Origin of the sequence: Streptomyces shaanxiensis (assembly GCF_039537145.1) — a bacterium.
Classification (GTDB): Bacteria; Actinomycetota; Actinomycetes; order Streptomycetales; family Streptomycetaceae; genus Streptomyces; species Streptomyces shaanxiensis.
This window is the reverse complement of sequence record NZ_BAAAZY010000023.1, coordinates 1-24,900: the sequence shown is the minus strand read 5'-3', so window position 1 is coordinate 24,900 and position 24,900 is coordinate 1. Positions and strand designations below refer to the sequence as shown.

Genomic DNA, 24,900 nt, shown 5'->3' with positions numbered 1-24,900 from the left:
AGTGGCCGCACGTCACCGTTCGCCGTGGCACGTCACCGCTCGATGTGCCGCAGGGCGAACCACAGCTCCATCCGTACGTCCGGATCGTCCAGGTCCGTGCCGAGGAGCGCCGCGCACCGGGCGATCCGCTGGCGGACGGTGTTGCGGTGGACGGACAGGGCCACCGCCGTGCGGTCCCAACTGCCGTGCAGGGAGAGCCAGGTGCGCAGGGTCTCGGTGAGCGGGGTCGTCAGGGGCGCGAGGAGCGTGCGGGCGTGGGCCTGCGCCTCGTCGAGGGAGAGCAGGTCGGTGAGGGCGGGACGGTGGGTGCCGTGCCGGAACAGGGGCGTGCGGGTGGCCCTCGCCCGGGACAGCGCCCGGGCCGCCTGGGTGTCGGCCGCCGGCCAGTCCGGCGCGGACGCCGGGGCGCTGACGCCCAGGGTCCAGCCGGGCTGCGGGGACGGTTCGCGGTCCGCCGGGACGAGGACGCGTACGACGTCCCGCGCCAGGTCGACCAGCGGGGAGCCGAGCGCCGCGCCCAGCGCCGAGGCGGCCACCGGGTCGCAGGGCAGGCTGTCGGGGCCTGCGTGGACCACGAGCCAGTCGCCCGTGCCCAGGAGCGGGGCCACCGCCTGTGGCTCGGCGCCCAGCAGCAGCCGTACCAGCGCCGAGGAGCGGGCCGCTCCCGAGCCGCTCTGGTGCTCGCCGGTGAGGAGGGAGAGGAGCACGGCGGCGACCGAGGCGATGGTGTGATCGCCGGGATCGCGCTGCGGGGCGGCGACCCCGAGGACGAAGCCCTGCCCGGCGCCGAGGGCATAGGCGGCGAGGTGGACGCCGGAGGCGGTGTCGGCGGCGGAGGTGGGTGTCCCCGGGCCCGACGGGCGTACGACCTCGGCGAGCCCGGCGAGCGCCTCGCTCACCGTCTTCTCCAGCGTCCGTTCCGTGGCCCTGCTCGCCGTGCTTTCCGGCGCCCGTCCTGCTGTCCTGCTCGCTGCGCTTTCCGGCGCCCGTCCTGCTGTCCCGCTCCCCGCGCCTTCCGGCGCCCGCCCCGCAACCCCGCTCCCCGCCCCCTCCGGCACCCGCCCCGCAGACGCGACCTCCGCCCCCTCCGGCCCGTACAGCACCGCCCACCCCCCGACCCGCTGCGCCAGCTGTCGCAGCACCGCCCGCACCGGATCCGGGCGTGAGGCGGCTGCCGCCAGGCTCTGCTGGGCCTCCGTCACGCGGCGGAGTTCGGCGAGGCGGGCCCGGGCCATCAGTTGCCAGACCGCGCGGGCCACGCCGGAGAAGGTGGTCTGCGGAGGAACCTCCAGGAGCGGGAGCTCGTATGCCTCGCACGCCGCCACCAGGGCGCGCGGCACCGTGTCGTGGACGGGAGCGAGTCCGAAGCCGAGTGCCGCGCCGCCCGCCGCGACGATCCTCGCCACGTAGTCGTCGAAGTACGTGCCCGATCCCGCCGCCTCCGGGATGTGCACGCCCGCCGTCAGCAGCAGTTCCCCGCCCAGCAGATACGGATACGGGTCGGCCATCTCCGAGGTGTGCGCCCAGTGGATCACCGTGTCCGCGTCCGTCGGGCCGGCGATCTGGCGCAGGGCCAGGTCCTCGCGGGCCAGGAGCGCCGAGAGGGGCACCGGTGGGGTGGGGGGAACGGCGGGTTCCGGCATGGGACGTTTCCTACACTCGCGCAACCTCAGATGGATGAAACGTACACTTCGCAGTCGCTTTCCGGCCACCTACTGTCGTTCCAGACCGGCAGCCGCGGGTACGGGCGGATGTCCCCGCGAGCCGCTGCCGAACCGTCCCCACCCCCCACTTTCACGACACGCCACCGGAATGTGCGCGAAGGAGGCCCCCAATATGGCCGTCGACTACACAGTCATCGTCGTCTATCTGGCCGGCATGCTGGCCATGGGCTGGTGGGGCATGCGCCGCGCCAAGTCCAAGAGCGAGTTCCTGGTCGCCGGCCGTCGGCTCGGGCCGACCATGTACTCCGGCACCATGGCGGCGATCGTCCTCGGCGGCGCGTCCACCATCGGCGGCGTCGGGCTCGGCTACCAGTACGGGCTCTCCGGCGCCTGGATGGTGTTCACCATCGGCCTCGGGCTGCTCGCGCTCTCGGTCTTCTTCTCCGCCCGCATCGCCCGTCTGAAGGTCTACACCGTCTCCGAGATGCTCGACCTGCGCTACGGCGGCCGGGCCGGCGTCATCTCCGGTGTCGTCATGTGGGCGTACACGCTCATGCTCGCGGTCACGTCGACGATCGCGTACGCCACGATCTTCGACGTCCTCTTCGACATGAACCGCAGCGTCGCGATCATCCTCGGCGGCTCGATCGTCGTCGCCTACTCGACGCTCGGCGGCATGTGGTCGATCACCCTGACGGACATGGTCCAGTTCGTGGTGAAGACGATCGGTGTGCTGCTGCTCCTGCTCCCCATCGCCGTCGTCAAGGCGGGCGGGTTCAGCGAGATGAAGGCGCAGCTGCCGACCGAGTACTTCGACCCGCTGGGCATCGGCGGCGAGACGATCTTCACCTACGTCCTGATCTACACCTTCGGCATGCTCATCGGGCAGGACATCTGGCAGCGCGTCTTCACCGCCCGCAGCGACAAGACCGCCAAGTGGGGCGGCACCGTCGCCGGCACCTACTGCCTCGCCTACGCCCTCGCCGGCGCCGTCATCGGCACGGCCGCCAAGGTGCTCTACCCCAAGCTCGGCAGCCCGGACGACGCCTTCGCGACCATCGTCAAGGACGAACTCCCGGTCGGCGTAAGGGGGTTGGTGCTGGCCGCCGCTCTCGCCGCCGTGATGTCCACGTCCTCCGGCGCGCTCATCGCCTGCGCGACCGTCGCGAACAACGACATCTGGTCGCGGCTGCGGGGCGCGGTCCGCCGCACCGAGGTCACCAAGGACGTGCGCAAGTCGCACGAGGCCCCCGACACCCCCGACGCGCTCGACCCGCACGACGAGGTGAAGGGCAACCGCGCCTTCATCCTCCTCATGGGCATCGCCGTGATCGCCACGGCCATCGCGCTCAACAACGTCGTCGAGGCGCTGACCGTCGCCTACAACCTGCTCGTCGGCGGACTGCTCGTGCCGATCCTGGGCGGGCTGCTGTGGCGGCGCGGGACCGTGCAGGGCGCGCTCGCCTCGGTCACCGTCGGTGGCGTCGCGGTGATCGTCCTGATGGCGACCCACGGCATCCTCGCCAACGAGCCCGTCTACTACGGCCTGCTGCTCTCCCTCGGCGCGTACATCGCCGTGTCCTTGATGACGCGGCCGACCGACGCGGCCGTACTCGCCGCCTGGCGTGAGCGCCTCGCCGGGCGGAACCCCGAACTCGCGTCCGAACCGGTGCCGGCTCGCCAGTAGAGTCGTAGGAAGATATCCCGCATACGCGATGAAGCGTAGGAAAGAAGGCATTCCCCCATGAGCAGCAACGAGACGCCCCGCGGCCCCGTCGACTCCTCCCGCATCCCGCGGTACGCCGGACCCGCCACCTTCGCCCGGCTGCCCCGCCTCGACGAGGTCGGCCGCGCCGACGTCGCCGTGGTCGGCGTGCCGTTCGACTCGGGCGTCTCGTACCGGCCGGGCGCCCGCTTCGGCGGCAACGCCATCCGCGAGGCGTCCCGGCTGCTGCGCCCGTACAACCCGGCGCAGGACGCTTCCCCCTTCGCCCTCGCGCAGGTGGCGGACGGTGGCGACATCGCGGTGAACCCCTTCAACATCAACGAGGCCGTGGAGACGGTCGAGGCGGCGGCCGACGAGCTGCTCGGCACCGGCGCCCGCCTGATGACCCTCGGCGGCGACCACACCATCGCGCTCCCGCTGCTGCGCTCGGTGGCGAAGAAGCACGGCCCGGTCGCCCTGCTCCACTTCGACGCCCACCTCGACACCTGGGACACCTACTTCGGCGCGGAGTACACCCACGGCACGCCCTTCCGGCGCGCGGTGGAGGAGGGCATCCTCGACACGGAGGCGCTTTCCCACGTAGGCATCCGCGGTCCGCTGTACGGCAAGCAGGACCTCACCGACGACGAGAAGATGGGCTTCGGCATCGTCACGTCGTCCGATGTCTACCGCCGCGGCGCCGACGAGGTCGCCGACCAGCTGCGCCAGCGCATCGGCGACCGCCCGCTCTACATCTCCATCGACATCGACTGCCTCGACCCGGCGCACGCCCCCGGCACCGGCACCCCCGAGGCGGGCGGCATGACCTCGCGCGAGCTGCTGGAGATCCTGCGGGGCCTGGCGTCCTGCAACCTGGTCTCCGCGGACGTCGTCGAGGTGGCGCCCGCGTACGATCACGCCGAGATCACGTCGGTGGCCGCGTCCCACACGGCGTACGAACTGACCACGATCATGTCCCGCCAGATCGCGGCGGCCCGGAAGGACTCGGAAGCGAAGTGACTCACGACCACGACCTGGTACTCCGCCCGACGGAGGCGCAGATTGCCGCCGCTCTGAATCCTCCCGCCGGCCGCAACGGCGGAGACCTGGTCGTGGAGACGCTGGCCGGGCTCGGCGCGACGACGGTCTTCGGGCTGCCCGGCCAGCACGCGCTGGGCATGTTCGACGCGCTGCGCCGCTCCGACCTCAGGTACATCGGCCTGCGCGTGGAGAACAACGCCGGGTTCGCGGCGGACGCGTACGGCCGGATGACGGGCGAGGCGGCGCCGCTGCTGCTGTCGACGGGCCCCGGCGCGCTGACCTCGCTGGCCGCGCTCCAGGAGGCGGCCGCGGCTTCGGCGCCGGTTCTGGCGATCAGCAGCCAGATTCCGACGGCCGGGCTGGGCGGTGGCAGGCACGGCTACCTCCACGAACTCCCCGACCAGGCGGCGTCGTTCCGGGGCGTGGTGAAGTCGGTCCACACGGTCCGCACCCAGTCCCAGATCCCCTCCGCGATCGAGGCGGCCTGGAAGTCGGCGCTGACCGCCCCGCACGGCCCGGTGTGGGTGGAGATCCCGCAGGACGTGCTGCTGGCCGAGACGTCGATCCCGGTGGTGACGGGCGGCGACGCGTTCCCGGAGGAGCTGCCGCCGCGCCCCGAACTGACGGCGGTGGCGGCCCACTTGCTGTCGCAAGCCGCCCGTCCGGCGATCATCGCGGGTGGGGGAGTGGTGCGGGCGGACGCGTCCGGCAAGCTTCGCAGGCTCGCCGAGACGCTGAAGGCCCCGGTGGTCACGACTCCCGGCGGCAAGGGCGCGTTCCCGTGGAATCACCCGCTGTCGCTCCAGTCCTGGATCGAGGACCGGCACACGACGGACTTCCTGGAGGATGCGGACGTCCTGCTCGTGGTGGGGTCGGGACTGGGCGAACTGTCCTCCAACTACCACACGTTCAAGCCCCGGGGCCGGGTCATCCAGATCGAGGCCGACCTCGGCAAGCTGGAGTCCAACCACCCGGCCCTCGGCATCCACGCGGACGCGCGGCTGGCGTTGCAGGCGCTGCTGGAGACGGTGTCGGAGCGGGAGGACGTGGCGGCGCCGGAGCGGGTGCGTGAGGTGCTGGGGAAGGTGTCGGAGCGGATCGCCGGCCAGGAACTCACCCTGGAACAGGACGTGTTGGCGTCGGTCCGGCGTGCCCTTCCCGCCGACTCCCCGTCCTTCTGGGACATGACCATCCTGGCGTACTGGGCCTGGTCGGCCTTCGACGCCAAGGGCCCCAACCACCTGCACTCCGCCCAGGGCGCCGGCGGCCTCGGCTACGGCTTCCCGGCGGCGCTGGGCGCGGCGGTCGCGGACCCGACGCGTCCGGTGCTCGCGGTGTCCGGCGACGGCGGCGCGCTGTACTCGATCGCCGAGCTGGCGACGGCCCGCCAGTACGACCTGAACGTCACCTGGCTCATCGTCGACGACGGCGGCTACGGCATCCTGCGCGAGTACATGACGGACGCGTTCGGCCAGGCCACGGCCACGGAGCTGACGCGGCCGGACTATGTGGCGCTGGCCGAGTCGTTCGGCGTCCCCGGGGCCCGGACGACCCCGGAGACGCTGGAGGCGGATCTGGCGAAGGCGCTTCAGACCCCCGGCCCGTCGGTGGTCGTCCTCCCGGCGGTGCTGCGGATGTTCGCGCCGACACACCTCACGACGTGATGCCTCACTGGCCGTCGCGCGCGTCGTAGACGTGGTCGCGGTCGGAGCAGGCGTCGTCCACCGCGGGGCCGGTCCCCGGTACGGCCCACGGGACGAGCGAGAGCGCCTGCTTGCAGAGGCCGGCGGTGGAGTAGCCGGCGATGTTGATACGGCCCCGGTCGCCGTCGTCGGCGTGGGCCGGGGTGGCGAGTACGAGGGCTGCCGTGGTGAGCGCGGCGAGCGCGCTGATCTTCTTCATAGCCGGGTCAACGGCATCGGATCGACGCAGGTCATTCCGCTGTACAGGTGGTGATCGAGCGCGTGCCAGGTGGTGACCGAGCACGCCAGGGGCCGACGAGGCCCCTGGCGCGGCTACGGCGACTCGTGTCCGGGGCGACTGAACAGTGCCCGGTCGCCTACCAGATCGACTCGACCCACTCCGGGTGGTCGATGAACGGGTTGCGGTTGCCCTGGTAGCTGTCGTAGATGACCTCGTTGCGGCGCTCCTCGAAGGAGTCCGGCGGGTCCTCGTCGTTCCACTGCTTCAGGACCGAGAGGCGGCCGTGGTAGGGGACGCTGCCGTTGGTGACGGCGTCGTTGGGCTCCAGGTCGGGCCAGCTGTCGTCGCCCTCGTAGCGGACGGCCATGTAGAGGATCATGCGGGCCACGTCGCCCTTGACGGCGTCGCGCGGCTCGAAGGAGTTGGAGTCGGTCAGGCTGCCGCCGGAGTTGGTGAAGCTGCTGCCGCCGTTGTCGAAGTCCTTGTTGCCGCGGATGCTGTTGACCTGGACGTCCTCGGGACGCAGGTGGTGCAGGTCGGTGCCCGGGCCGGCGGAAGTGCCGAAGTCGCCGTGGGACTGGGCCCACACGTGCTCGCGGTTCCAGTTGCCGGTGCTGCCGCCGTTGAGGGACTTGCTGCGGGAGATGCCGCTGTAGAGCAGCTTCACGTTGCTGCTGTTGTTCGGGTCCTGGTCGGTGACCTTCAGGGCGTTCCAGACGGCCGAGTACGAGATCGTCGTCTGGTCGCTGATGATCGTGTGCAGCGAGTCCTTCAGGGCCGTGCCGGACTTGCCGATCGCGTCGGCGTAGTACGTGTCGTCGTACTCCGTCGTCGTCGCGGCGGCCGGGGAGGCGGTGAGCGCCGGCGTGGTGAGGCCGACCAGGACGGCGGCCGTCGTCAGCGCCACTGACTTCCAGCGGCTGCGGCGTATGTGTGTCGCCAGCATGTGGGGTTCCCAATCTACGCGGGGATCTACGCGGGTTGAATGGAGGCGGCAATCGGGAGAGTGGCATGGACATGCGGTCATGTCGAGGGCTTGCACGTGTCCATTGGGTGACGCGAAACGGCAAATCGGGGCATGGGTGCGATAGTTGACGCCGAAACGGCCCCCGGCTGGTGAGTCGGGGGCCGTTGAGTAGGGGCCGTTGAGTGGGGGGGCGGTGGGCCGGTCGGGTCAGCTGACGTCCGACGGGTCCAGTCGGTAGATGGTGGACGACTGGTTGCTCTGCGAGGAGTTGTCCGAGCTGGAGCTGGAGCCCGAGTTTGTGCCGGTGCTGGAGCTCGAGTTCTTGGTCGAGCCGGAAGTCGAGCTGTAGTCGCTCTCCTTCACCGCCGTCCCGTTCTTCTGCACCCACTCCGTGACCTCGGAGCTGACGCTGCTGCCGGCGCCGGGGCCGCCGCCCATGCCACCGCCACCGATCTGGATGTAGTGCAGCTCGCCCTTCTTCACGAACTCCTTGAGCTTGGCCAGCGTCATCGCCTTGTCGGAGCCGGACCAGCCCCACATGGAGATCACGGGCTCACCACTGCTGAGGATGAGCTGCGCGGCGCTCTGCGAACTCGACACCGCCAGGAGCCAGGTGGCGCCGTCCTGGTGCTTCTTGAGGTAGGTGATGAGCTCGCTGCTCGCGCCGCCGCCCATGCCGCCGCCGGGGCCACCGCCCATGCCGCCACCGCCGACCATGCCGCCGGGCTGGCCGCTGTTGCCGGTGCCGGTGTCCGTGCCGCCGAGGGCCGTACCGCCGTTGCCGGTGCCGTTGGGCGGCGTACCGCCCATGTCGCCGGTGCCGCCGGGAGCCTGGCCGCTCTGGCTGTTCTGACCGTCCTGACCGCCGGGCAGTTCGCCGTTCCCGCCGCCCGGCATCATCTGGCCGCCCTGCTGCCGGCCGCCGGGGAAGCCGCCGCCCTCCTGGCCGTTCGGGCCGCCGCCGAAGTCACCCCGGCCGCCGCCACCGGGACCGCCGCCGAAGCCGCTCCCCGTGGAGGGCCCGGCCGTCGGATTCGTACCGCCGCCCATGCCGCCGCCGCCCGACCCGGACGGCACCGACCAGGCGTACGCCGCAGGACCCGCCACGGCCGCGACGACCGCCGCAGCCACGGATGCCGCCAGCAGCCGTACCCGTATGCCCGACGCGGACCGGAAGACGAGCAGCCCCACGATCGCCAGCGCCATGACGACGGCGATGGCCGGCCACAGCCAGGTGTTCCAGCCGGAGGCCCGACGCAGCAGTACGACCGCCCAGACCGCCGTGACGGCCAGGCCCGCCGGCAGCACCCAGGCCCACCGCTTGTCGGCGCGGAAGGCGCGCAGCAGCATCACGCCGCCGCCTCCGCACAGGGCCGCGATGCCGGGGGCGAGCGCGGTCGTGTAGTAGGGGTGCATCGTGCCCTCGGCCATGGCGAAGGTCAGGTAGTGCAGGGCGGTCCAGCCGCCCCACAGCAGCAGCGCGGCGCGGGTGAGGTCGGTGCGCGGGGCGCGTCCGCGCAGCACCAGGCCGCCGACGCACGCGATGGCCGCGAAGGGGATCAGCCAGGAGATCTGGCCGCCGAGGATGTCGTTGAACAGCCGGCCGATCCCGGCGGTCCCGGAGAAGCCGCCGCCTCCGCCACCGCCGCCTCCGCCGTTGCCCTCGCCGCCGAAGATCCGGCCGAGGCCGTTGTAGCCCATGATCAGGTCCCAGGCCGTGCCGTCCGTCGAACCGCCGATGTACGGACGTTCGTCGGCGGGCACGAGGGAGACGGCCGCCGCCCACCAGAAGCTGGAGACGACGAGGGCGACACCGGCGACGAGCAGATTGACGATCCGCTTCACGAGCTTGGGCTTCGCGGCGTAGAGATAGACCGCGAAGACGGCGGGCAGCGCGATGTACCCCTGGAGCATCTTCGTGTTGAACGCGAGCCCGAAGCACACCGCGGAGCCGACGAGCGGCAGCAACTTGCCGTTGTGCACGGCCCGCAGGGCGAGCGCCGCGCCGCCGGCCATGAGGAACACCAGCAGGGTGTCCGGGTTGTTGTCACGGTTGATGGCGACCGTGATCGGCGTCAGGGCCAGCACCAGCGCGGCGACCGTCGCCGCACCGTGACCCCACACCCGCTTCACCGACGCGTGCACGATCCAGATCGTCGCCAGCGCGACCAGGATCATCGGCAGCATCATCTGCCAGGTGCCGTAGCCGAAGACCCGGCACGACAGCCCCATCACCATCAGGGCGAACGGCGGCTTGTCGACGGTCAGGAAGTTCCCCGCGTCCAGCGAGCCGAAGAACCACGCCTTCCAGCTCTGCGTACCGCTCAGCACGGCCGCGCTGTAGAAGCTGTTCAGGCCGGCCCCGGACAGGTTCCAGGAGTACAGCACCGCCGCCAGGATCAGGATCGCGATCAGCGCGGGGAGTGACCAGCGGGGCGCCTTGTCCGGGGGCGCGGCGGGTGGGGCCGGGGTCGGCGGGGGCACGTCGGGGGTCACGGTCGTGTGGGGGTGGGGATCGGTGGCTGATGTCACCCGGGCATCGTGTGGGGCGGGGGTGGGTGGGGGCTGTGGCGTACCTGGCTGTTTGCTGTGGATTCTCAAAGGGGTCTGCAAAGGGGGCGGCAAGGGAGTCCAAGGGAGCGCAGGACGACTTGGTGCAGTTCGAGTGGCTGGCGTCCCACCAGTGAGCGCGAGAGAAAGATTCCTCGAATGGCGGTCTCAGTAATTGCAGCCCAACTCACAGCTACGGAGGAATGCCTGGGCATCGAAGAATCACTCGGCGGACTTGATGGTTGGCAGGTGCGAGACGGCGGGAACTGGCTGATGACGCGCGAAGAATCGCGCATCGTGGCCTACCGTGTCTCTCCTGTTCCCTCACAACTCTTCTCCGAGAGGTGGGAGTGGAACTCGCCAGAGCCAGGAGGGTATGCATCGCCCGCGGGAAGCGGCTTGATATTCAGCGGGCGAGGTGAGATCACACGCCTCGCAGATGACGGCACCGTTCGCTGGGTCTTCCGACACGACGCATGGCCCGAGGGGGGACTTGGGAAGGGGGCGTGCACATTGACGCCCTCGGGCGAGCATGTGATCGCAACGGTTTGCGGGGCTGTTGGCGAGGACGGGTCGTACGAAGGAGACCTCTGCGTAGCTCTCGACAGCAGCTCGGGGGAGCTGGTGGCCAGGTCCGTGCTGCCTGCGTTCTCTGCGCTCTATGAGTTCCAGCAATCGTTGAGCGGATCGGATCACGTCTTCCTGTCAGCAGGACAAGGGCAGGACGAATTTCACTCCATGCTCGTGACGCTCCGGTCTGGTGAACTCTCGGTCCTGCCTGCCGGAGCCATTGACGAACCGTTCACCGGGAACAGTCTTGGTGGCGCTTTCCTCAAGATGGCAAGGGACGGGGCATCTCTCACGCGCTACCAGATGGAGGGGCCCGGCACCTGTCGTTCTGCGGCCGTAGCGTGGACCGAGAGCACGCTGAGCAGCCCAGATCTTCGACTCGTAGGCCGACCGGGCTTTGTGGACGAGGCAACGGTGCTGGCGCCCGTCGCTGAGGACTGGTGGCCAGAGGAGTCCCGTCACCTGCTGCTCAACTCGCGAACTCTGCGGCTGGAGGCAATGGTTGAGTACCCATTCGCTGTCTCCCCGGACCCCATCGCCCTCGGTGACGGCACCTGGTTGACTGTGTCCAATGACCAGGTGTACAGGTGGCGAGCAGCGAAATGACCGGCTGGGCTGGGATGAGTATCTCGCCAACCCCGAGCAGCTCAATGCGTGTTACGACCACGTTCCCGAACTGAGCGGAGTGCGGCTCAGGTCGGTCAACGTGAACTGGCGAGGTCCACAAATCACTCTCCGGATTGACCTTCCCCGCTTCCCCGATCATGTTTCGGAGGAGTGGCGGGCTGAGCAAGTGGATACGTTCCAGTGCCATATCACCTTCCTGGCCGCCGAGGACATCGCACTGACCGATTGGCGACCTCCGGCCACGGTCGATATCGCGCTGGTGCCGAAAGAGTTGCGGCGCGTGCGGGTCAGTGTCTCGGGCCCGGGCGTTGACCTGCGATTCAGTTGCAGCGACTCGCTGCTCGTCGGCCATGTGAGCGCATTCAAGATCGCCCCTGACGGCGCGGACAATGGACGGCATCTCTTCGCGCGAAGGATCGATGCTCGGCTGTACTCCGAACTGCCCGCCACCCATGAGAGGAGGTTCTATGCCGAATGACTGGACCCTCGTGCTGGCGTCCGCGGAGGGGCTGCGTGCCCTCTATGGGATGGCACCGCCAAATCTTACGGAATGCACACTGAGCCACGTGCATATCGACGAACGGGGCCGTTCAGTAACCCTGGGTCTCGAAACCGAGGTCATGCCGTCACCGCTCCCTGACGAATGGCGGGCCAAGGGCTTGAACACTTGCGAGTTCTTCATCGTCTTCGGCGACACGGGCAACGTACACATTCAGGGCTGGGACGCGTCTGTGGCGAATGCCGTGACCATCTCTGAGGCGGGTGATGGGGGCATCTTGGTCTCTGTCGGGACTGAGAGCGCCGGCATGAGTTTCCAGGCTGGTTCGGTGTCGCTGGCCAGGGTGCGGGGGTATCTCGCGAGCAAGTCTGTGTAAGGGGAGTGGGTGTGGAAGCAAATTTCTCGTCGAACGTAGTGGACGTTCTCCGGACATCCGGTTGGGATCCGCGGCGAACGGTGGATCCTGCACAATGGGCGCTCCCGTTCGAGGAGAGAGGTATCCGGGCGCATGAGGCGGTGCAAGAATTTCTCGCAGAGTTCGGTGGCCTCAGTGTCGCCGTCTCGGGTCCCGGCGTTAACTGCGCCCGCGAGCCGTTTGAACTTGATCCGCTCCTCTGCCTGGGAGAGGAGGACCGCTTCTCCGAGTGGGGCGAAGAGTTGGGACTTCATCTGTTCCCGCTCGGGGAGCTGGATCGAGGGCGCTTCTTCCTCGGCATGGACGAGAACGGTTTGGTGTACCTGGTAGCCGACTGGATAGCGCGGTTCGGTCCGTGGCCGCAGGCGATCGATGCCCTGGTACTGGGAGTGGCACCTGAGGAAATTTCTGGCTGCCCTATTCCGCCTATGCCGGAAGTGGAGTGCTGAATGAGTGGATTTGAATCGGTTGCCGCCCTCGTCGAACTGTTCGGCCTCCGAGAAGATCCCAGCTTCCCGTCACACCTGCTGGTCATCCAGTACGACGGCATGGGCGGCTTGATCTCCCTCGATATGTCGGATCGGGACGCGCACGGCGAGGCGCCGGTCGTCAGCTGGGACCCGGGTTCCGATGCCCGTGGCGGGCCGGAACAACTCGCGGAGGATTTCGGCACGTACGTCCTGCGAGAGTGCGCAAGGGCGCTCGGTCGGGCGAGCGTTTCCAACCGCCTTCTTCGGGGCGGTGATGAATGCATCGGTTCCAACACCGTCAGATCAGAGGAGAGGAGCTAGGATCCTATGTGGCGCGAAATCGCATCGGAATTTCAGAATATTGAACTGCAGGGCCCGGCGGACGAAAAATCCTTGAATTTGATCGAGCGGCAACTGGATCAGATTGTTCCGCAGTCTCTGCGCGAACTTCTTCTGGAAACTGATGGCATCGCGGGCAGATACGGAACAGATGTGATCTGGAGCGCGGGCAGGATCCTTGGGGATAATCTGGCATTCCGTAACGATGAACAGTTCCGTAGTCTCTATCAGCCGTTCGACGACCTGATGTTCTTCGGAGACAACGGTGGCGGTGACCAGTTCGCTTTTGTGCGCAGCCGCGAACGGGACGAAATCTTCGTGTGGGACCATGAAACGGATAGCAGAATTTGGGTGTCGGGGTCCCTGGAGCACTATCTCCGCAAGGCGATCGGAAGTGACGGGGAGGATTGGTACCGTGGCTAGCTCGGGCTTGCGCGGTGAATTGATCCCTGAAAGCGAGCGTTCTGCATCCGCGCATTACGGATCAGGTGCGCTCAGGGCTGCGTGCCCTTGCTGGCGGTGACGAAGGCCGACCAGTTGGCGGGCAGAGAAGAGCGGCGACGGGCTGCCGCTTCCGGACCACGGACGGGGAATCGTGCAACCTCGCCGTATGCCGGCCCTCACCGTATGTCGGCGGCGGCGCGGCGAGCCGGGGCGCCCGTCCCCCGTACCTGTCGGTGACGAGTCCGAGTACAACGACGGCCTCGCCGTCCCGTGTCGCAGACCTGACCCTTCCGGCGGCCAGTGATCAGAAGTGCGTGGCAATCCCGAACACGCGCCGCAGCTGAGCCATATCGTGCCGATCGCGGTCGGTCGGCTCGTACCCCTGATGGAAGTAGACCTGCTGCTCCGCGGACAGGCACGGGACCGTCGTACCGCCGATGGTGCCCGTCACGAAGCACGAGGAGGGGTAGATGAAAGGGCGCGACGGTTCGAGTGACGCCTGCTGCGCGCGGACGGGGCGCCAGTCCAGGGTCTCGACAAAGCCCGCCGCCCCGTTCAGGGCCGCCAGCACCGCGTCCTCCTGCTCCCGGCGGTGCATCAGGTCCAGGTCGCGGTGGGTGCGGGTCTGCTCGCCGATGAGGGCGTCGATGCCCCAGCCGCCCCCGATCCAGACCTCGGCCCGCACCTCGTGCAGCAGGGCCAGGACCGTCAGCACGTCGTCAGCGGTCATCGCGCGTACCGGTTTTGACACACGTACAACCTTTCCTTCGGCCTCGTGAGTCAACAGGGCATGACTCACGGGACATCGCAGACATCGCATGAGAAGTCAAAGGGCGAGAAGTCAACGGGCCTTTCCAGGCGTGCCAGAGCGCTCGTCGCCGCAGGCGTCGGTGCCGGCGTGTTCATACCGTCCCTCGCCGCCGCGACCCCTGCCGTCGCGGCCACCCCCACCGTCAGCTGTACGTCCGCCAAGGCCGGCCTCGCCGACAAGCTGAAGAAGGACATCACCGCCGCGCTCGCCAACCGCAAGGGCACCATCGCGGTCGGTCTCTACGACCGGTCCACGAACACCACCTGCAGTCTCCGTGCCTCCACCGCCTTCGACTCCGCCAGCGTCGTCAAGGTCACCGTGCTGGCCACGCTGCTGTGGGACGCGAAGAAGACCAACCGGTACCTCACCGACCGTGAGGTGTCCCTCGCCAAAGCCATGATCACCAAGTCGGACAACGCCGCGACCAGCACGCTCTGGAAGCAGCTCGGGCTGACGAAGATCAAGGGATTCCTCGCCGCCGCCGGCATGACCCAGACCAAGCCCGGCGCGAACGGCTACTGGGGCCTGACCCAGATCACCGTCACCGACGAGCAGAAGCTGCTCAAGCTCGTCACGGCCAAGAACGCGGTGCTCAGCGACAACTCCCGCGCCTACATCCTGAAGCTGATGGGGCAGGTCGTCTCCTCGCAGCGCTGGGGTACGCCGTACGGAGTGCCGTCCGGTGTCTCCGTGGCCGTCAAGAACGGCTGGCTGCAGCGTGCCACCAACGGCTGGCGGGTGCACAGCGTCGGTGCGTTCAAGGGGGGCGGCCATGACTACATGATCACGGTGCTCAGTCATGGCAACAGCACCATGAACTATGGCATTACGACCATTCAGGGCGTCGCCAAGGTCATCCACCGGGACCTGGCGGCAAGCTGACGCTTCACACGGCAGTCTCCCGTCCTTCACCGTGCCGTCCTACGGTGACGGCCATGCGCCTGAGAACCGTACTCGCGACCACCGCCGCGTCCCTGGCGGCGGCCACCTGTCTGTCCGCCGCCGGGCCCGCCAACGCCGTGCAGAGCAACGCCTGTTCGCCCACCGTCTCCATCGACCGCTTCTCCGACGCGCTCGACAAGACGACGTACGAGGGCACCTTCGTCGGCAACTTCTCCGCGCTCGCGGTGGACCGCGACGGTTCGCTCGCGGCCGTCTCCGACCGTTCCGCCCTCTTCAGCCTGGACTCCAGCCCGGACGGGAAGACCCTCGCGCCGAAGGCCGTCGTCCCCCTCGCCGACGAGACCGGCGCCCCCCTCGACTCCGAGGGCCTCGTCGTCGACCGGAACGGCACCCGGCTGATCTCCTCGGAGACCGAGCCCTCCGTACGCCGCTACTCCCGTGACGGCAAGATCCTCGACCGGCTCCCCGTCCCGGACGCCCTCCGCGTCGCCCCGGCCGGCCGCGCCGTCTCCAACGGCACCTTCGAAGGGCTGACCCTGCTCCCCGGCGGCCGCACCCTGCTCGCGTCGATGGAGTACGCGCTGAACGGCGACAGCGCCGGCATCGTCCGCTTCCAGACCTGGCAGCGGTCCCGGGCGACGGGGGGCCACTTCGAGCCGGGCGCCCAGTACGCCTACCGCACCGACACCGGCCTCGGCGTCCCCGAGGTCCAGGCGACCCCCGACGGCCGCCTCCTCGTCCTGGAGCGCGGCTTCACCGCCGGCGTCGGCAACACGGTCCGCCTCTATCTGGCCGACCCGCGCCGCGCCACGGACACCAGCGGCATCGAGAACCTGACGGGGCAGGACGACGTACGCCTGATCAAGAAGACCCTCCTCGCGGACATCGCCGCCTGCCCGTCCCTGGGCGCCACGGCCAAGCAGCCCCAGCCCAATCCCCTCCTCGACAACATCGAGGGCATGGCGATCACGGGGTACTCGAAGGGGCGCCTGAAGGTGCTGCTGGTCAGCGACGACAACCAGAACGCCGTACAGACGACCCGGTTCTACTACCTGCGTGTCCGTATCTGATCGGTCGCCGACTGTTGCAGCGGGATGAAATCCGCTTCCGTTCGCGTTGGTGCCTTCCGGTAGATCAGGACGAACGGAGGGCACCCGCGTGGCAGCGCAGCAGGGGGAGACGAGGGGCTGGGCACGGCGACTGTGGGGCTATGCCTGGCGCTACCGCAAGGACGTGATCCTCGCCCTCGGCTCCTCCCTCGCCGGCATGGCCGTCATGGCCATCGTCCCGCTGATCACCAAGGTGATCATCGACGACGTGATCGGCGACCACAGCCGAGGCATGGCCCTGTGGGCGGGCCTGCTGATAGCCGCCGCCCTCGCCGTCTACGTCCTCACCTACATACGCCGCTACTACGGCGGCCGGCTCGCCCTCGATGTCCAGCACGACCTGCGGACCGAGATGTTCGGGACCATCACCCGGCTCGACGGGCGACGGCAGGACGAGCTGTCCACCGGGCAGGTCGTCGGACGTGCCACCAGCGACCTCCAGCTGATCCAGGGCCTGCTCTTCATGCTCCCGATGACCATCGGGAACTTCATGCTCTTCCTGATCTCCCTGGTCGTCATGGCCTGGCTGTCGGTGCCGCTGACGCTGGTGGCCCTCGCGGTCGCCCCGGCCCTGTGGTGGATCGCCAAGCGCAGCCGGACCAAGCTCCACCCCTCCACCTGGTACGCGCAGGCCCAGGCCGCGGCCGTCGCGGGCGTGGTCGACGGGGCCGTCAGCGGCGTACGCGTGGTGAAGGGATTCGGGCAGGAGGAGCAGGAGACCGGGAAGCTGAGGGACGTCAGCCGGCGGCTCTTCGCGGGGCGGCTGCGGACCATCCGGTTCAATTCCAGGTACACCCCGGCGCTGCAGGCCGTCCCGGCCCTCGGGCAGGTCGCCATGCTCGCGCTCGGCGGCTGGCTGGCCGTGCGCGGGCACATCACCCTCGGTACGTTCGTCGCCTTCTCCACGTATCTAGCCCAGCTTGTCGGTCCGGTCCGGATGCTCGCCCTGGTGCTCACGGTCGGGCAGCAGGCCCGGGCGGGCACCGAGCGGGTCCTGGAGCTGATCGACACCGAGCCGTCGATCAAGGAGGGGAGCAAGAGCCTCCCCGCCGACGCGCCCGCGACCGTCGAGTTCGACGACGTGGCCTTCGGCTACGACGACGCCACCGGCCCCGTCCTCGACGGGCTCAGCTTCGAGATCCAACCCGGCGAGACCCTCGCCGTCGTCGGCTCCTCCGGCTCCGGCAAGTCCACGGTCTCCCTCCTCCTCCCGCGCTTCTACGACGTCACACGCGGCGCCGTCCTCGTCGGCGGCCACGACGTGCGCGAGCTGACCTTCGACTCGCTGCGGGCCGCGATCGGGCTGGTGCCCGAGGATTCGTTCCTCTTCTCGGACACCGTGCGGAGCAATATCGCGTACGGCCGTCCCGACGCGACCGACGAGCAGATCGAGGCCGCCGCGCGCGCCGCCCAGGCGGACCGTTTCATCGCAGAGCTGCCCGAGGGCTACGACACCAAGGTCGGCGAGCACGGCCTCACCCTCTCCGGCGGCCAGCGCCAGCGCGTCGCGCTCGCCCGCGCGATCCTCACCGACCCCCGCCTCCTGGTCCTCGACGACGCGACCTCGGCGGTGGACGCGCGCGTCGAGCACGAGATCCACGAGGCGCTGAAGCAGGTGATGGAGGGACGTACGACCCTCCTCATCGCCCACCGGCGCTCCACCCTGAACCTCGCCGACCGCATCGCCGTCCTCGACGCCGGCCGCCTCGCCGACATCGGCACCCATGAGGAGCTGCAGGAACGCTCCGCCCTGTACCGCCGCCTCCTCACCGACCCCGACGAACTCGGCGGCGTCTCACCCGGCCACGCCCAGCCCGCCTGCCCGCGGGAGGACACCTCCGTACGCGACGAACTGGACGCCGAGTTCGACGCCGAGCGCGGGGTGACGCCGAGGCTGTGGACCGGCGACCGCGAGCCCAAGGACCTCGCCCTCGTGGAGTCACCGGCCACCCCGGAGCTCCTCGCCCAGGTCGAGGCGTTGCCCCCGGCGGCCGACCGGCCCGACATCGACGAGGCCCGTGCGGTGCGGCCGGAGGAGTCGTACGGCCTCAAGCGGCTGCTCCGCGGCTTCGGGCGCCCCCTGCTGATCAGCCTTGGCCTGGTCGCCGTGGACGCCGGCATGGGGCTGTTGCTGCCGGTCCTGATCCGGCACGGCATCGACTCGGGCGTCACCCAGGCCGCCCTGGGCGCGGTCTGGGCTGCTTCGCTGCTCGCCCTGCTCGCCGTGACGGCCCAGTGGGTGGCGCAGATCGGGGAGACGCGGATGACCGGGCGCACCGGCGAACGCGTCCTCTACTCGCTGCGCCTGAAGATCTTCGCCCAGCTCCAGCGGCTCGGACTCGACTACTACGAGCGTGAGTTGACCGGCCGGATCATGACGCGGATGACGACCGACGTTGACGCTTTGTCGACATTCCTGCAGACGGGGCTGGTCACCGCCTTCGTCTCCGTCGTCACCTTCTTCGGCATCATGGGCGCTCTGCTGGTGATCGACCTCCAGCTCGCGCTCCTCGTCTTCGCGACGCTGCCGCCGCTGATCGTCGCCACGTACTTCTTCCGCCGGGCGAGCGTGAAGGCGTACGAACTCGCCCGTGAGCGGGTGTCGCTGGTGAACGCCGACCTCCAGGAGTCGGTGTCCGGGCTACGGATCGTGCAGGCCTTCCGGCGCGAGCGGGACGGCGGCGCGCGGTTCGCGGAGCGCAGCGACAGCTACCGCAAGGCCCGCGTCCGGGGGCAGTGGCTGATCTCCGTCTACTTCCCCTTCGTGCAGTTCCTGTCCTCGGCGGCCGTGGTGGCCGTGCTGATCGTCGGCGGGGGCCGGATCGACGACGCGACGCTGACGGCGGGCGCGCTGGTGGCGTATCTGCTCTACATCGACCTGTTCTTCGCCCCGGTCCAGCAGCTCTCCCAGGTCTTCGACGGCTACCAGCAGGCCACGGTCTCGCTCGGCCGCATCCAGGAGCTGCTCCAGGAGCCGACGTCGACGAAGGCGGCCTCGGAGCCGCTGGAGGTGCTGTCGCTGCGGGGCGAGATCGCCTTCGAGGACGTGCACTTCGCGTACGGCGACGAGGAGGAGGCGCTGGGCGGGATCGACCTGCGCATCCCCGCCGGGCAGACGGTCGCGTTCGTCGGCGAGACCGGCGCCGGCAAGTCGACCCTCGTCAAACTGGTGGCGCGGTTCTACGACCCGACCGGCGGCCGGGTCACTGTCGACGGCACGGATCTGCGCTCGCTGGACATCACGTCGTACCGTCACCGGCTCGGCGTGGTCCCGCAGGAGGCGTACCTCTTCCAGGGCACCGTCCGTGACGCCATCGCCTACGGCCGGCCGGAGGCGACGGACGCCGAGGTCGAGGCGGCGGCCCGCGCGGTGGGCGCCCACGAGATGATCGCCACCCTCGACGGCGGCTACCTCCACGAGGTCGCCGAGCGCGGCCGCAACCTCTCCGCCGGGCAACGCCAGCTCATCGCACTGGCCCGCGCCGAGCTGGTCGACCCCGACGTCCTGCTCCTCGACGAGGCGACGGCCGCCCTGGACCTGGCCACGGAGGCCCAGGTCAACCAGGCGACGGACCGCCTCGCCGGCCGCCGTACGACGCTCGTGGTGGCCCACCGCCTGACGACGGCCGCCCGCGCGGACCGGGTCGTGGTGATGGACCACGGGCGGGTCGCGGAGGACGGCACGCACGAGGAGCTGGTGGCGCGGGGCGGGCGGTACGCCGAGTTGTGGCGGACCTTCCTCGGGCAGAGCGAGCCGGAGGAGCCGGTGGGGGCGGCCCGGTAGGGAATCACGTACTCCGTCCCGCGCGGGTGTGGCCGTGACGGTCGTGCAACCACCCGGCATACGTCGTGCGTCCGTACATCAGTACGCTCAATGCCGGTGTGCGGGGAGGACGACACAGTGGACAGTGGTGCGATACGCCGACGACTGGCGGTCGGCCTGGCGTTGTTGACCGCGTCCGGACTGCTCGCGGTCGCGGCGCCGGCTCAGGCGCATGCCGCCGCCCCGACGAAGTGCGAAGGGCGCAAGGTCAGGACGTACCCGTTCTCCACCGGCACGCTGTACGTCTACAAGAAGGGCGGCTACGTCTGCGCCATCACCAAGCCCAAGGACCCGGGCCGCAAGCAGTGGATGATGGTCAGCGTGCAGGCGCGTCGCGCCAACCCCGTCGTCGACGAGTGGCACTACCGCTACCAGGCCGGGCCGGTGACGGTGCATGCCGGGCAGCGCTGCGTGTGGGTGAAGGGCAAGGTCGGGCGGGGATCGGTGAGCAAGGGATGGATCCTCTGCTGACCTGCCAGTTCTTCATCTCCCCTGGTGCGTAAGGGAGTTGCTCCGATAGCTTCCGCACGCACATCTGTCTCACAGGGGAGGGTGCATGCGCAAGGCGCTCAGATGGCTGCTCGCGCTGACCGTGCTCATAGGCACGCTCAGCACGGCAGGCGCGGCCACCGCCGCCGAGCCGGAGGCCACCGGCACGACCGACATCAAGGAACGACTGCTCTCCATACCGGGGATGAGCCTGATCGAGGAGAAGCCGTACACCGGCTACCGCTTCTTCGTCCTCAACTACACCCAGCCGGTCGACCACCGGCACCCGTCCAAGGGCACGTTCCAGCAGCGGATCACCGTGCTGCACAAGGACGTCAGCCGGCCGACGGTCTTCTACACCAGCGGCTACAGCGTCTCCACGACGCCGAGCCGCCGCGAGCCGGCCCAGATCGTGGACGGCAACCAGATCTCCATGGAGTACCGCTTCTTCACCCCGTCCCGGCCCGACCCGGCCGACTGGACCAAGCTGGACATCTGGCAGGCGGCCAGCGACCAGCACCGCATCTTCAAGGCGCTGAAGAAGATCTACGACAGGAACTGGATCTCCACCGGGGGCTCCAAGGGCGGCATGACCGCCACGTACTACGAGCGCTTCTACCCCAAGGACATGGACGGCGTCGTCGCCTACGTCGCCCCCAACGACGTGGTGAACGACGAGGACTCGGCCTACGACCGCTTCTTCGCGGGCGTCGGCACCAAGGAGTGCCGCGACCGGCTGAACGCCGTGCAGCGGGAGGCGCTGGTGCGCCGGGAGCCGCTGGAGAAGAAGTACGCGGCGTACGCCGCCGAGAACAACTACACCTTCCGCACGATCGGCAGCCTGGACAAGGCGTACGAGGCGGTCGTCCTGGACTACGTCTGGGGCTTCTGGCAGTACAACCAGCTGGAGAACTGCGGTGACGACACGCTGATCCCGCCGGACGCGAAGAACGCGACGGACGACCAGATCTGGGCGTCCATCGACACGGTCGGCGGTTTCGCCTCCTACACGGACCAGGGCCTGGAGCCGTACACGCCGTACTACTACCAGGCGGCGACCCAGCTCGGCGCGCCGACGATCGGCTTCCCGCACATCGAGAAGAAGTACATCCGCTACGGCTACCAGCCCCCGCGGAACTTCGTCCCGAGCGACATCCCGACCCGGTTCCAGCCGTGGGCCATGCGCGACGTGGACACCTGGGTGAAGCACAACGCCCGCCACATGCTCTTCGTCTACGGGCAGAACGACCCCTGGGGTGCCGAACCGTTCCGCCTCGGCAGGGGCGCGCAGGACTCGTACGTCCTGACCGCACCCGGCGCCAACCACGGCGCCCGCGTCGCCGGTCTGGTCGAGGACGAGAAGACCCTCGCCACGGCCCGCATCCTGGAGTGGGCGGGCGTCCCGTCCGCCGCCGTGGAGCGGGCGAAGCCGCTGGCGAAGTACGACGCGAAGCTGGACGTGCGTGACGTGGAGCGGGAGCCCGCCCTGCGTCCGTAGGACCCGGAACGGGCCGCACGCCTCATACCGGCCGTGCGCAGCCCACCGGCTTCTCGCCGCCCAGTTGGACGTACAGGGCCGTCGACAAGGGGCACTTCGCCCGCTTGTCGACGGCCTTCGTCACCTTGTACTGCGGCTTGCGCTCGCCCTTGCCGTCGCAGGAGGTCTCGCGGACCTGGCCGTCGCCGGAGCTGTAGACGCAGTCGCCGACGATGGTGCGGGGGCCGCCTCCGCCGCCGGGGTCGCCGGGGTGGGGTGGGGCGAGGTTGCGCATACAGGCGTAGCCCTGGGGGATCGCGCCGTCGCCGTCCTCGTCGGAGGTCTGGCTCTGTTCGCTGATGTGCAGGACGAAGTCCGTGGTCCCGGGGCACAGCGGCCCGTCGGCCACCGTGCCGTCGTGCCGGGCCACGACCCGCGCCGCCGCCCGCTCACTGGTGCAGGACACCTCGGTGAAGCTGGTCGTGCCGAAGGAACTGCACTCGTCGACGCCGAGGAACACCGCGCCGTATCCGGCGGGCCGGGTAGGCGTCACCTGCCGCCCGCTCGCGGTCGCACTCGCGCTGCCGCTCCCGCTCTCCCCGAGCCGCCCGTCCTCCTCCGCCGCCCCCGACGGACTCTGGCACCCCGTCAACAGCGCGGCGAGCAGCACCAGCAACGCACACGCCACCCCCACCACACTTCTCCCGCGCATCGCACTCCCCCCGGATACCCCCGTCCAGCGTGACCCGCTACGGCGGGCGCACGCCAGACGTGTGGGGTCCTTTGCGTCGGTTGGGGGTGAGTGTGACCGTTGTGCGGCGTACAGGCCCTACGTCCAAAGTGCTACGGGATGGCCAAAGAGTGCGAAGGCGCGCTAGCTGCTTCCGTACGACAGGCCGTGCCCGACCGGATACAGCACCCGCGTCGGATCGTCCGCCCGCTGCACCGGCACCGGCAGCGTCCCGCGCGGGGCCACCCGTCCGGCGATCACCCGTGCGGCGGCGCGCAGTTCGACGTCGGTCCAGGAGTAGGCGGCCAGGTAGGCGCGGACATCGGGCAGGTGGGCCACGTCGTACGGGTTGCGGATCGCGACCGCCACGACCGGCTTCCCCGTCGCGAGGAGCTGCTGGACCAGCGTCTTCTGCGCACTGCTCGCCGTGACGTTGTACGTCCCCACCACCACCGCGTCCGCCTCCGCCGCCGCTGCGACGGCCCGGGCGATCGTGGCGGCCGAGGGCGCCGTACCGGTCGACAGAGCGGTCGCCGTGAAGCCCAGCTCGGTCAGGGCCGTGGCGAGCACGCCGGTCGGCGGGCCCGTCGTGCCGGACGGGGAGGCCGGGTCGGCGCCGACGACCAGGAGCTTGGGGTGGGCGCGGCGGGACAGGGGAAGCAGCCCCCCGTTGTTGACCAGCAGGGTCGTCGTCCGCTCGGCGATGCGGTCGGCCGCCCTGAGGTGGGAGGGGGTGCCGACGTTGCGGTCGACGCCGCCCTGGCTGACGTACGGCTCGTCGAACAGCCGCAGCTTCGCCTTCAGGCGCAGGATCCGCAGGATCGACTCGTCGAGCCGTGCCTCGGTCAACTCGCCGTTCTGGACGGCCTTGAGGACCGCGTTCCACGCGATGTCGAGGGAGGGCGGGTTGAGGAGCTGGTCCACGCCCGCCTTGAGCGCGAGGACGGGGACGCGGTCGTCGCCGTACTTCGTCCGTACGCCCTCCATGCCGAGCGAGTCGGTCACCACCACGCCGTCGTAGCCCAGCTCCTCGCGCAGGATGCCGGTGAGGATCGGGCGGGAGAGGGTGGCGGGGTCGCCGGAGTCGTCGAGGGCCGGGACCATGATGTGCGCGGTCATGATCGAGTCGATGCCGGCGCGGACGGCGGCGCGGAAGGGCGGCGCGTCCAGGGTCTCCCACTGCTCGCGGGTGTGCGTGATGACCGGGAAGCCGTAGTGGCTGTCGACGGCCGTGTCGCCGTGCCCGGGGAAGTGCTTGGCGGTGGCCGCGACTTGCCGGTCGTCGCGCGACCGCTGGTACCCGGACACCTCGGCGGCGACCATGCCGGCCACGGCGTCCGGATCGGCGCCGAAGGAGCGCACGCCGATGACCGGGTTGGCCGGGTTGACGTTCACGTCGGCCACGGGGGAGTAGTTCTGCCGGATGCCGAGCGCCCTGAGTTCCTGTCCGGCGATACGGCCGAGGGTGCGGGCGTCGGCGCGCGAGCCGCCGGCTCCGATGGCCATGGCGCCCGGGAAGAGGGTGGCGGGCTCGCCCACGCGGCAGACGATGCCGTGCTCCTGGTCGGTGGAGACGAGGACGGGCAGGCCGCGGGGCAGGCTGAGGGACGCCCGCTGGATGCCGTTCGACAGGTCGGCGATCTGGTGCGGGTCCCGGGTGTTGTGCGCCCAGGTGAAGTAGATGATGCCGCCCACCCGGTACTCGGCGATCAGCTCGGCGGCTGTCCGGACGCCGATCTCCTTGAGGTTGGCGTCGATGTCGGCCTGGTCGGGGGTGGTCGCGGAGTGGCCGTAGACCCGCATGACGAAGAGCTGGCCGACCTTCTCCGGCAGGGTCATCCGGGCGATGAGGGCGCGCAGTTTCCGGTCGTCGGGGGTGCCTGCGTGTGCCTGGCCGCCGAGGGTCAGGGCGGTGGTGACGCCCGCGGTGGCCGCGAGGACCGTACGTCTTGAGGGGGTTGCGGTGTTTCCCGTGCTGCCTGTGTTTCCTGTGCTGCCTGTGCTTTCTCTGCTTCCCGTGCTGCTGTCGGGCACGTGCGCTCCTTCCGGAGGTGGTGCACTGAAGGAAACTTCCGAGAAGTCACCAATAACCGGGAAGTTTCTGCCAGTCAAGGGAACGAACCGTAACCAACAAGGGGCCGCCATCGGCGCAGTTGGAGGGGGGCGCGCCGATGGCGGCGTGCTGCCGGCCGCGGCACGGCGGAGAGGGTGGTCAGCGATCGCAGCCAGCAGCGAGGGCCGACACCGCGCCACGGTGACTCTCCGGCAGCTTGCGCATTGGACGAGCGGGGGTGGGGCTGGGTTCCCGGGGCGGCGGTGAATTCCGGAAGTTGGTGAGGCGGGG

The 24,900-nt window shown here is 69.6% G+C and carries 21 protein-coding genes; 14 read left to right on the top strand and 7 right to left on the bottom strand.

Going from position 1 to position 24,900, the window contains the following annotated elements; genetic code table 11:
- Window positions 1–32: 32 nt before the first annotated feature.
- Entirely contained in the window at window positions 33–1,643 is a 1,611-nt protein-coding gene (locus tag ABD932_RS34150) for a PucR family transcriptional regulator ligand-binding domain-containing protein (protein ID WP_345018881.1), read from the bottom strand.
- A 193-nt stretch (window positions 1,644–1,836) separates the two neighbouring features.
- Between ABD932_RS34150 and ABD932_RS34145 the strand changes: the two genes are divergently transcribed.
- Genes ABD932_RS34145 through ABD932_RS34135 form a run of 3 tightly spaced genes read left to right on the top strand, consistent with a single transcriptional unit; the run spans window position 1,837 to window position 6,074 of the window.
- Window positions 1,837–3,351: a sodium:solute symporter family protein gene (locus ABD932_RS34145; RefSeq protein WP_345018879.1), complete on the top strand. Its 1,515-nt coding sequence runs from the start codon at window positions 1,837–1,839 to the stop codon at window positions 3,349–3,351.
- Between the two features lie 57 nt (window positions 3,352–3,408).
- Window positions 3,409–4,389, top strand: coding sequence for an agmatinase (gene speB, locus ABD932_RS34140; protein WP_345018877.1), 981 nt, complete (start codon window positions 3,409–3,411; stop codon window positions 4,387–4,389).
- The gene (locus ABD932_RS34135) at window positions 4,386–6,074 is read left to right on the top strand and encodes a thiamine pyrophosphate-binding protein (protein WP_345018875.1); all 1,689 of its coding nucleotides are present in this window, start codon (window positions 4,386–4,388) and stop codon (window positions 6,072–6,074) included. The genes speB and ABD932_RS34135 overlap by 4 nt, the downstream gene beginning before the upstream one ends.
- A gap of 4 nt (window positions 6,075–6,078) precedes the next feature.
- Here ABD932_RS34135 and ABD932_RS34130 read toward each other — a convergent pair whose 3' ends face one another.
- The 3 genes from ABD932_RS34130 to ABD932_RS34120 form a co-directional block, all read right to left on the bottom strand.
- Window positions 6,079–6,312, bottom strand: coding sequence for a hypothetical protein (locus ABD932_RS34130; RefSeq protein ID WP_345018871.1), 234 nt, complete (start codon window positions 6,310–6,312; stop codon window positions 6,079–6,081).
- Window positions 6,313–6,469: 157 nt separating this feature from the next.
- Window positions 6,470–7,279 carry an endonuclease I family protein gene (locus ABD932_RS34125; protein ID WP_126392392.1) on the bottom strand — a complete coding sequence of 270 codons (810 nt, stop codon included), beginning with the start codon at window positions 7,277–7,279 and terminating at the stop codon, window positions 6,470–6,472.
- A 228-nt stretch (window positions 7,280–7,507) separates the two neighbouring features.
- A complete protein-coding gene (locus ABD932_RS34120; RefSeq protein ID WP_345018869.1) occupies window positions 7,508–9,832 on the bottom strand; it encodes an ArnT family glycosyltransferase in 2,325 nt (774 codons plus the stop codon).
- Between the two features lie 177 nt (window positions 9,833–10,009).
- Here ABD932_RS34120 and ABD932_RS34115 point away from each other — a divergent pair, with 177 nt between their 5' ends.
- Genes ABD932_RS34115 through ABD932_RS34090 form a run of 6 tightly spaced genes read left to right on the top strand, consistent with a single transcriptional unit; the run spans window position 10,010 to window position 13,193 of the window.
- The gene (locus ABD932_RS34115) at window positions 10,010–11,026 is read left to right on the top strand and encodes a hypothetical protein (RefSeq protein ID WP_345018867.1); all 1,017 of its coding nucleotides are present in this window, start codon (window positions 10,010–10,012) and stop codon (window positions 11,024–11,026) included.
- Complete coding sequence (locus ABD932_RS34110; RefSeq protein WP_345018865.1) at window positions 10,992–11,525, top strand: Imm50 family immunity protein; 534 nt, start codon at window positions 10,992–10,994, stop codon at window positions 11,523–11,525. The genes ABD932_RS34115 and ABD932_RS34110 overlap by 35 nt, the downstream gene beginning before the upstream one ends.
- On the top strand, window positions 11,437–11,922 hold the full coding sequence (locus ABD932_RS34105; protein ID WP_345018863.1) for an Imm50 family immunity protein: 486 nt from the start codon (window positions 11,437–11,439) through the stop codon (window positions 11,920–11,922). The genes ABD932_RS34110 and ABD932_RS34105 overlap by 89 nt, the downstream gene beginning before the upstream one ends.
- Before the next feature lie 11 nt (window positions 11,923–11,933).
- Window positions 11,934–12,410 (top strand): SUKH-3 domain-containing protein, encoded by a 477-nt coding sequence (locus ABD932_RS34100; RefSeq protein WP_345018861.1) that lies wholly within the window; start codon window positions 11,934–11,936, stop codon window positions 12,408–12,410.
- Complete coding sequence (locus tag ABD932_RS34095) at window positions 12,411–12,752, top strand: hypothetical protein (protein ID WP_345018859.1); 342 nt, start codon at window positions 12,411–12,413, stop codon at window positions 12,750–12,752.
- Between the two features lie 6 nt (window positions 12,753–12,758).
- Window positions 12,759–13,193: an SMI1/KNR4 family protein gene (locus tag ABD932_RS34090; RefSeq protein WP_345018857.1), complete on the top strand. Its 435-nt coding sequence runs from the start codon at window positions 12,759–12,761 to the stop codon at window positions 13,191–13,193.
- 325 nt (window positions 13,194–13,518) lie between these two features.
- On the opposite strand, the gene ABD932_RS34085 is transcribed toward ABD932_RS34090, so the two are convergent.
- A complete protein-coding gene (locus ABD932_RS34085; RefSeq protein WP_345018855.1) occupies window positions 13,519–13,944 on the bottom strand; it encodes a nucleotidyltransferase domain-containing protein in 426 nt (141 codons plus the stop codon).
- A 60-nt stretch (window positions 13,945–14,004) separates the two neighbouring features.
- Here ABD932_RS34085 and ABD932_RS34080 point away from each other — a divergent pair, with 60 nt between their 5' ends.
- The 5 genes from ABD932_RS34080 to ABD932_RS34060 all read left to right on the top strand — a co-directional run bounded on the left by ABD932_RS34080 (window position 14,005) and on the right by ABD932_RS34060 (window position 21,847).
- On the top strand, window positions 14,005–14,907 hold the full coding sequence (locus tag ABD932_RS34080) for a serine hydrolase (protein WP_345018853.1): 903 nt from the start codon (window positions 14,005–14,007) through the stop codon (window positions 14,905–14,907).
- 53 nt (window positions 14,908–14,960) lie between these two features.
- Window positions 14,961–15,998, top strand: a complete 1,038-nt coding sequence (locus ABD932_RS34075; RefSeq protein ID WP_345018851.1) for an esterase-like activity of phytase family protein — start codon at window positions 14,961–14,963, stop codon at window positions 15,996–15,998.
- A gap of 88 nt (window positions 15,999–16,086) precedes the next feature.
- Window positions 16,087–19,821 carry an ABC transporter ATP-binding protein gene (locus ABD932_RS34070; RefSeq protein WP_345018849.1) on the top strand — a complete coding sequence of 1,245 codons (3,735 nt, stop codon included), beginning with the start codon at window positions 16,087–16,089 and terminating at the stop codon, window positions 19,819–19,821.
- A gap of 117 nt (window positions 19,822–19,938) precedes the next feature.
- Window positions 19,939–20,331: a cupredoxin domain-containing protein gene (locus ABD932_RS34065; protein WP_250085815.1), complete on the top strand. Its 393-nt coding sequence runs from the start codon at window positions 19,939–19,941 to the stop codon at window positions 20,329–20,331.
- Between the two features lie 85 nt (window positions 20,332–20,416).
- On the top strand, window positions 20,417–21,847 hold the full coding sequence (locus ABD932_RS34060) for a S28 family serine protease (protein WP_345018845.1): 1,431 nt from the start codon (window positions 20,417–20,419) through the stop codon (window positions 21,845–21,847).
- Between the two features lie 22 nt (window positions 21,848–21,869).
- Here the strand turns inward: ABD932_RS34060 and ABD932_RS34055 are convergent, their stop codons facing one another.
- Both ABD932_RS34055 and ABD932_RS34050 read right to left on the bottom strand, forming a co-directional pair.
- Window positions 21,870–22,538 (bottom strand): hypothetical protein, encoded by a 669-nt coding sequence (locus ABD932_RS34055; protein WP_345018843.1) that lies wholly within the window; start codon window positions 22,536–22,538, stop codon window positions 21,870–21,872.
- Between the two features lie 162 nt (window positions 22,539–22,700).
- Entirely contained in the window at window positions 22,701–24,590 is a 1,890-nt protein-coding gene (locus tag ABD932_RS34050) for a glycoside hydrolase family 3 protein (protein ID WP_345018841.1), read from the bottom strand.
- Between the last annotated feature and the right edge of the window lie 310 nt (window positions 24,591–24,900).

What these genes read in the sequence shown, in the direction of transcription:
- ABD932_RS34150 (WP_345018881.1), bottom strand. Translation starts at nt 1,643, where the DNA reads ATGCCGGAACCCGCCGTTCCCCCCACCCCACCGGTGCCCCTCTCGGCG.
- ABD932_RS34145 (WP_345018879.1), top strand. Translation starts at nt 1,837, where the DNA reads ATGGCCGTCGACTACACAGTCATCGTCGTCTATCTGGCCGGCATGCTG.
- speB (WP_345018877.1), top strand. Translation starts at nt 3,409, where the DNA reads ATGAGCAGCAACGAGACGCCCCGCGGCCCCGTCGACTCCTCCCGCATC.
- ABD932_RS34130 (WP_345018871.1), bottom strand. Translation starts at nt 6,312, where the DNA reads ATGAAGAAGATCAGCGCGCTCGCCGCGCTCACCACGGCAGCCCTCGTA.
- ABD932_RS34125 (WP_126392392.1), bottom strand. Translation starts at nt 7,279, where the DNA reads ATGCTGGCGACACACATACGCCGCAGCCGCTGGAAGTCAGTGGCGCTG.
- ABD932_RS34115 (WP_345018867.1), top strand. Translation starts at nt 10,010, where the DNA reads ATGGCGGTCTCAGTAATTGCAGCCCAACTCACAGCTACGGAGGAATGC.
- ABD932_RS34110 (WP_345018865.1), top strand. Translation starts at nt 10,992, where the DNA reads ATGACCAGGTGTACAGGTGGCGAGCAGCGAAATGACCGGCTGGGCTGG.
- ABD932_RS34105 (WP_345018863.1), top strand. Translation starts at nt 11,437, where the DNA reads ATGGACGGCATCTCTTCGCGCGAAGGATCGATGCTCGGCTGTACTCCG.
- ABD932_RS34095 (WP_345018859.1), top strand. Translation starts at nt 12,411, where the DNA reads ATGAGTGGATTTGAATCGGTTGCCGCCCTCGTCGAACTGTTCGGCCTC.
- ABD932_RS34090 (WP_345018857.1), top strand. Translation starts at nt 12,759, where the DNA reads ATGTGGCGCGAAATCGCATCGGAATTTCAGAATATTGAACTGCAGGGC.
- ABD932_RS34085 (WP_345018855.1), bottom strand. Translation starts at nt 13,944, where the DNA reads ATGACCGCTGACGACGTGCTGACGGTCCTGGCCCTGCTGCACGAGGTG.
- ABD932_RS34080 (WP_345018853.1), top strand. Translation starts at nt 14,005, where the DNA reads ATGACTCACGGGACATCGCAGACATCGCATGAGAAGTCAAAGGGCGAG.
- ABD932_RS34075 (WP_345018851.1), top strand. Translation starts at nt 14,961, where the DNA reads ATGCGCCTGAGAACCGTACTCGCGACCACCGCCGCGTCCCTGGCGGCG.
- ABD932_RS34060 (WP_345018845.1), top strand. Translation starts at nt 20,417, where the DNA reads ATGCGCAAGGCGCTCAGATGGCTGCTCGCGCTGACCGTGCTCATAGGC.
- ABD932_RS34055 (WP_345018843.1), bottom strand. Translation starts at nt 22,538, where the DNA reads ATGCGCGGGAGAAGTGTGGTGGGGGTGGCGTGTGCGTTGCTGGTGCTG.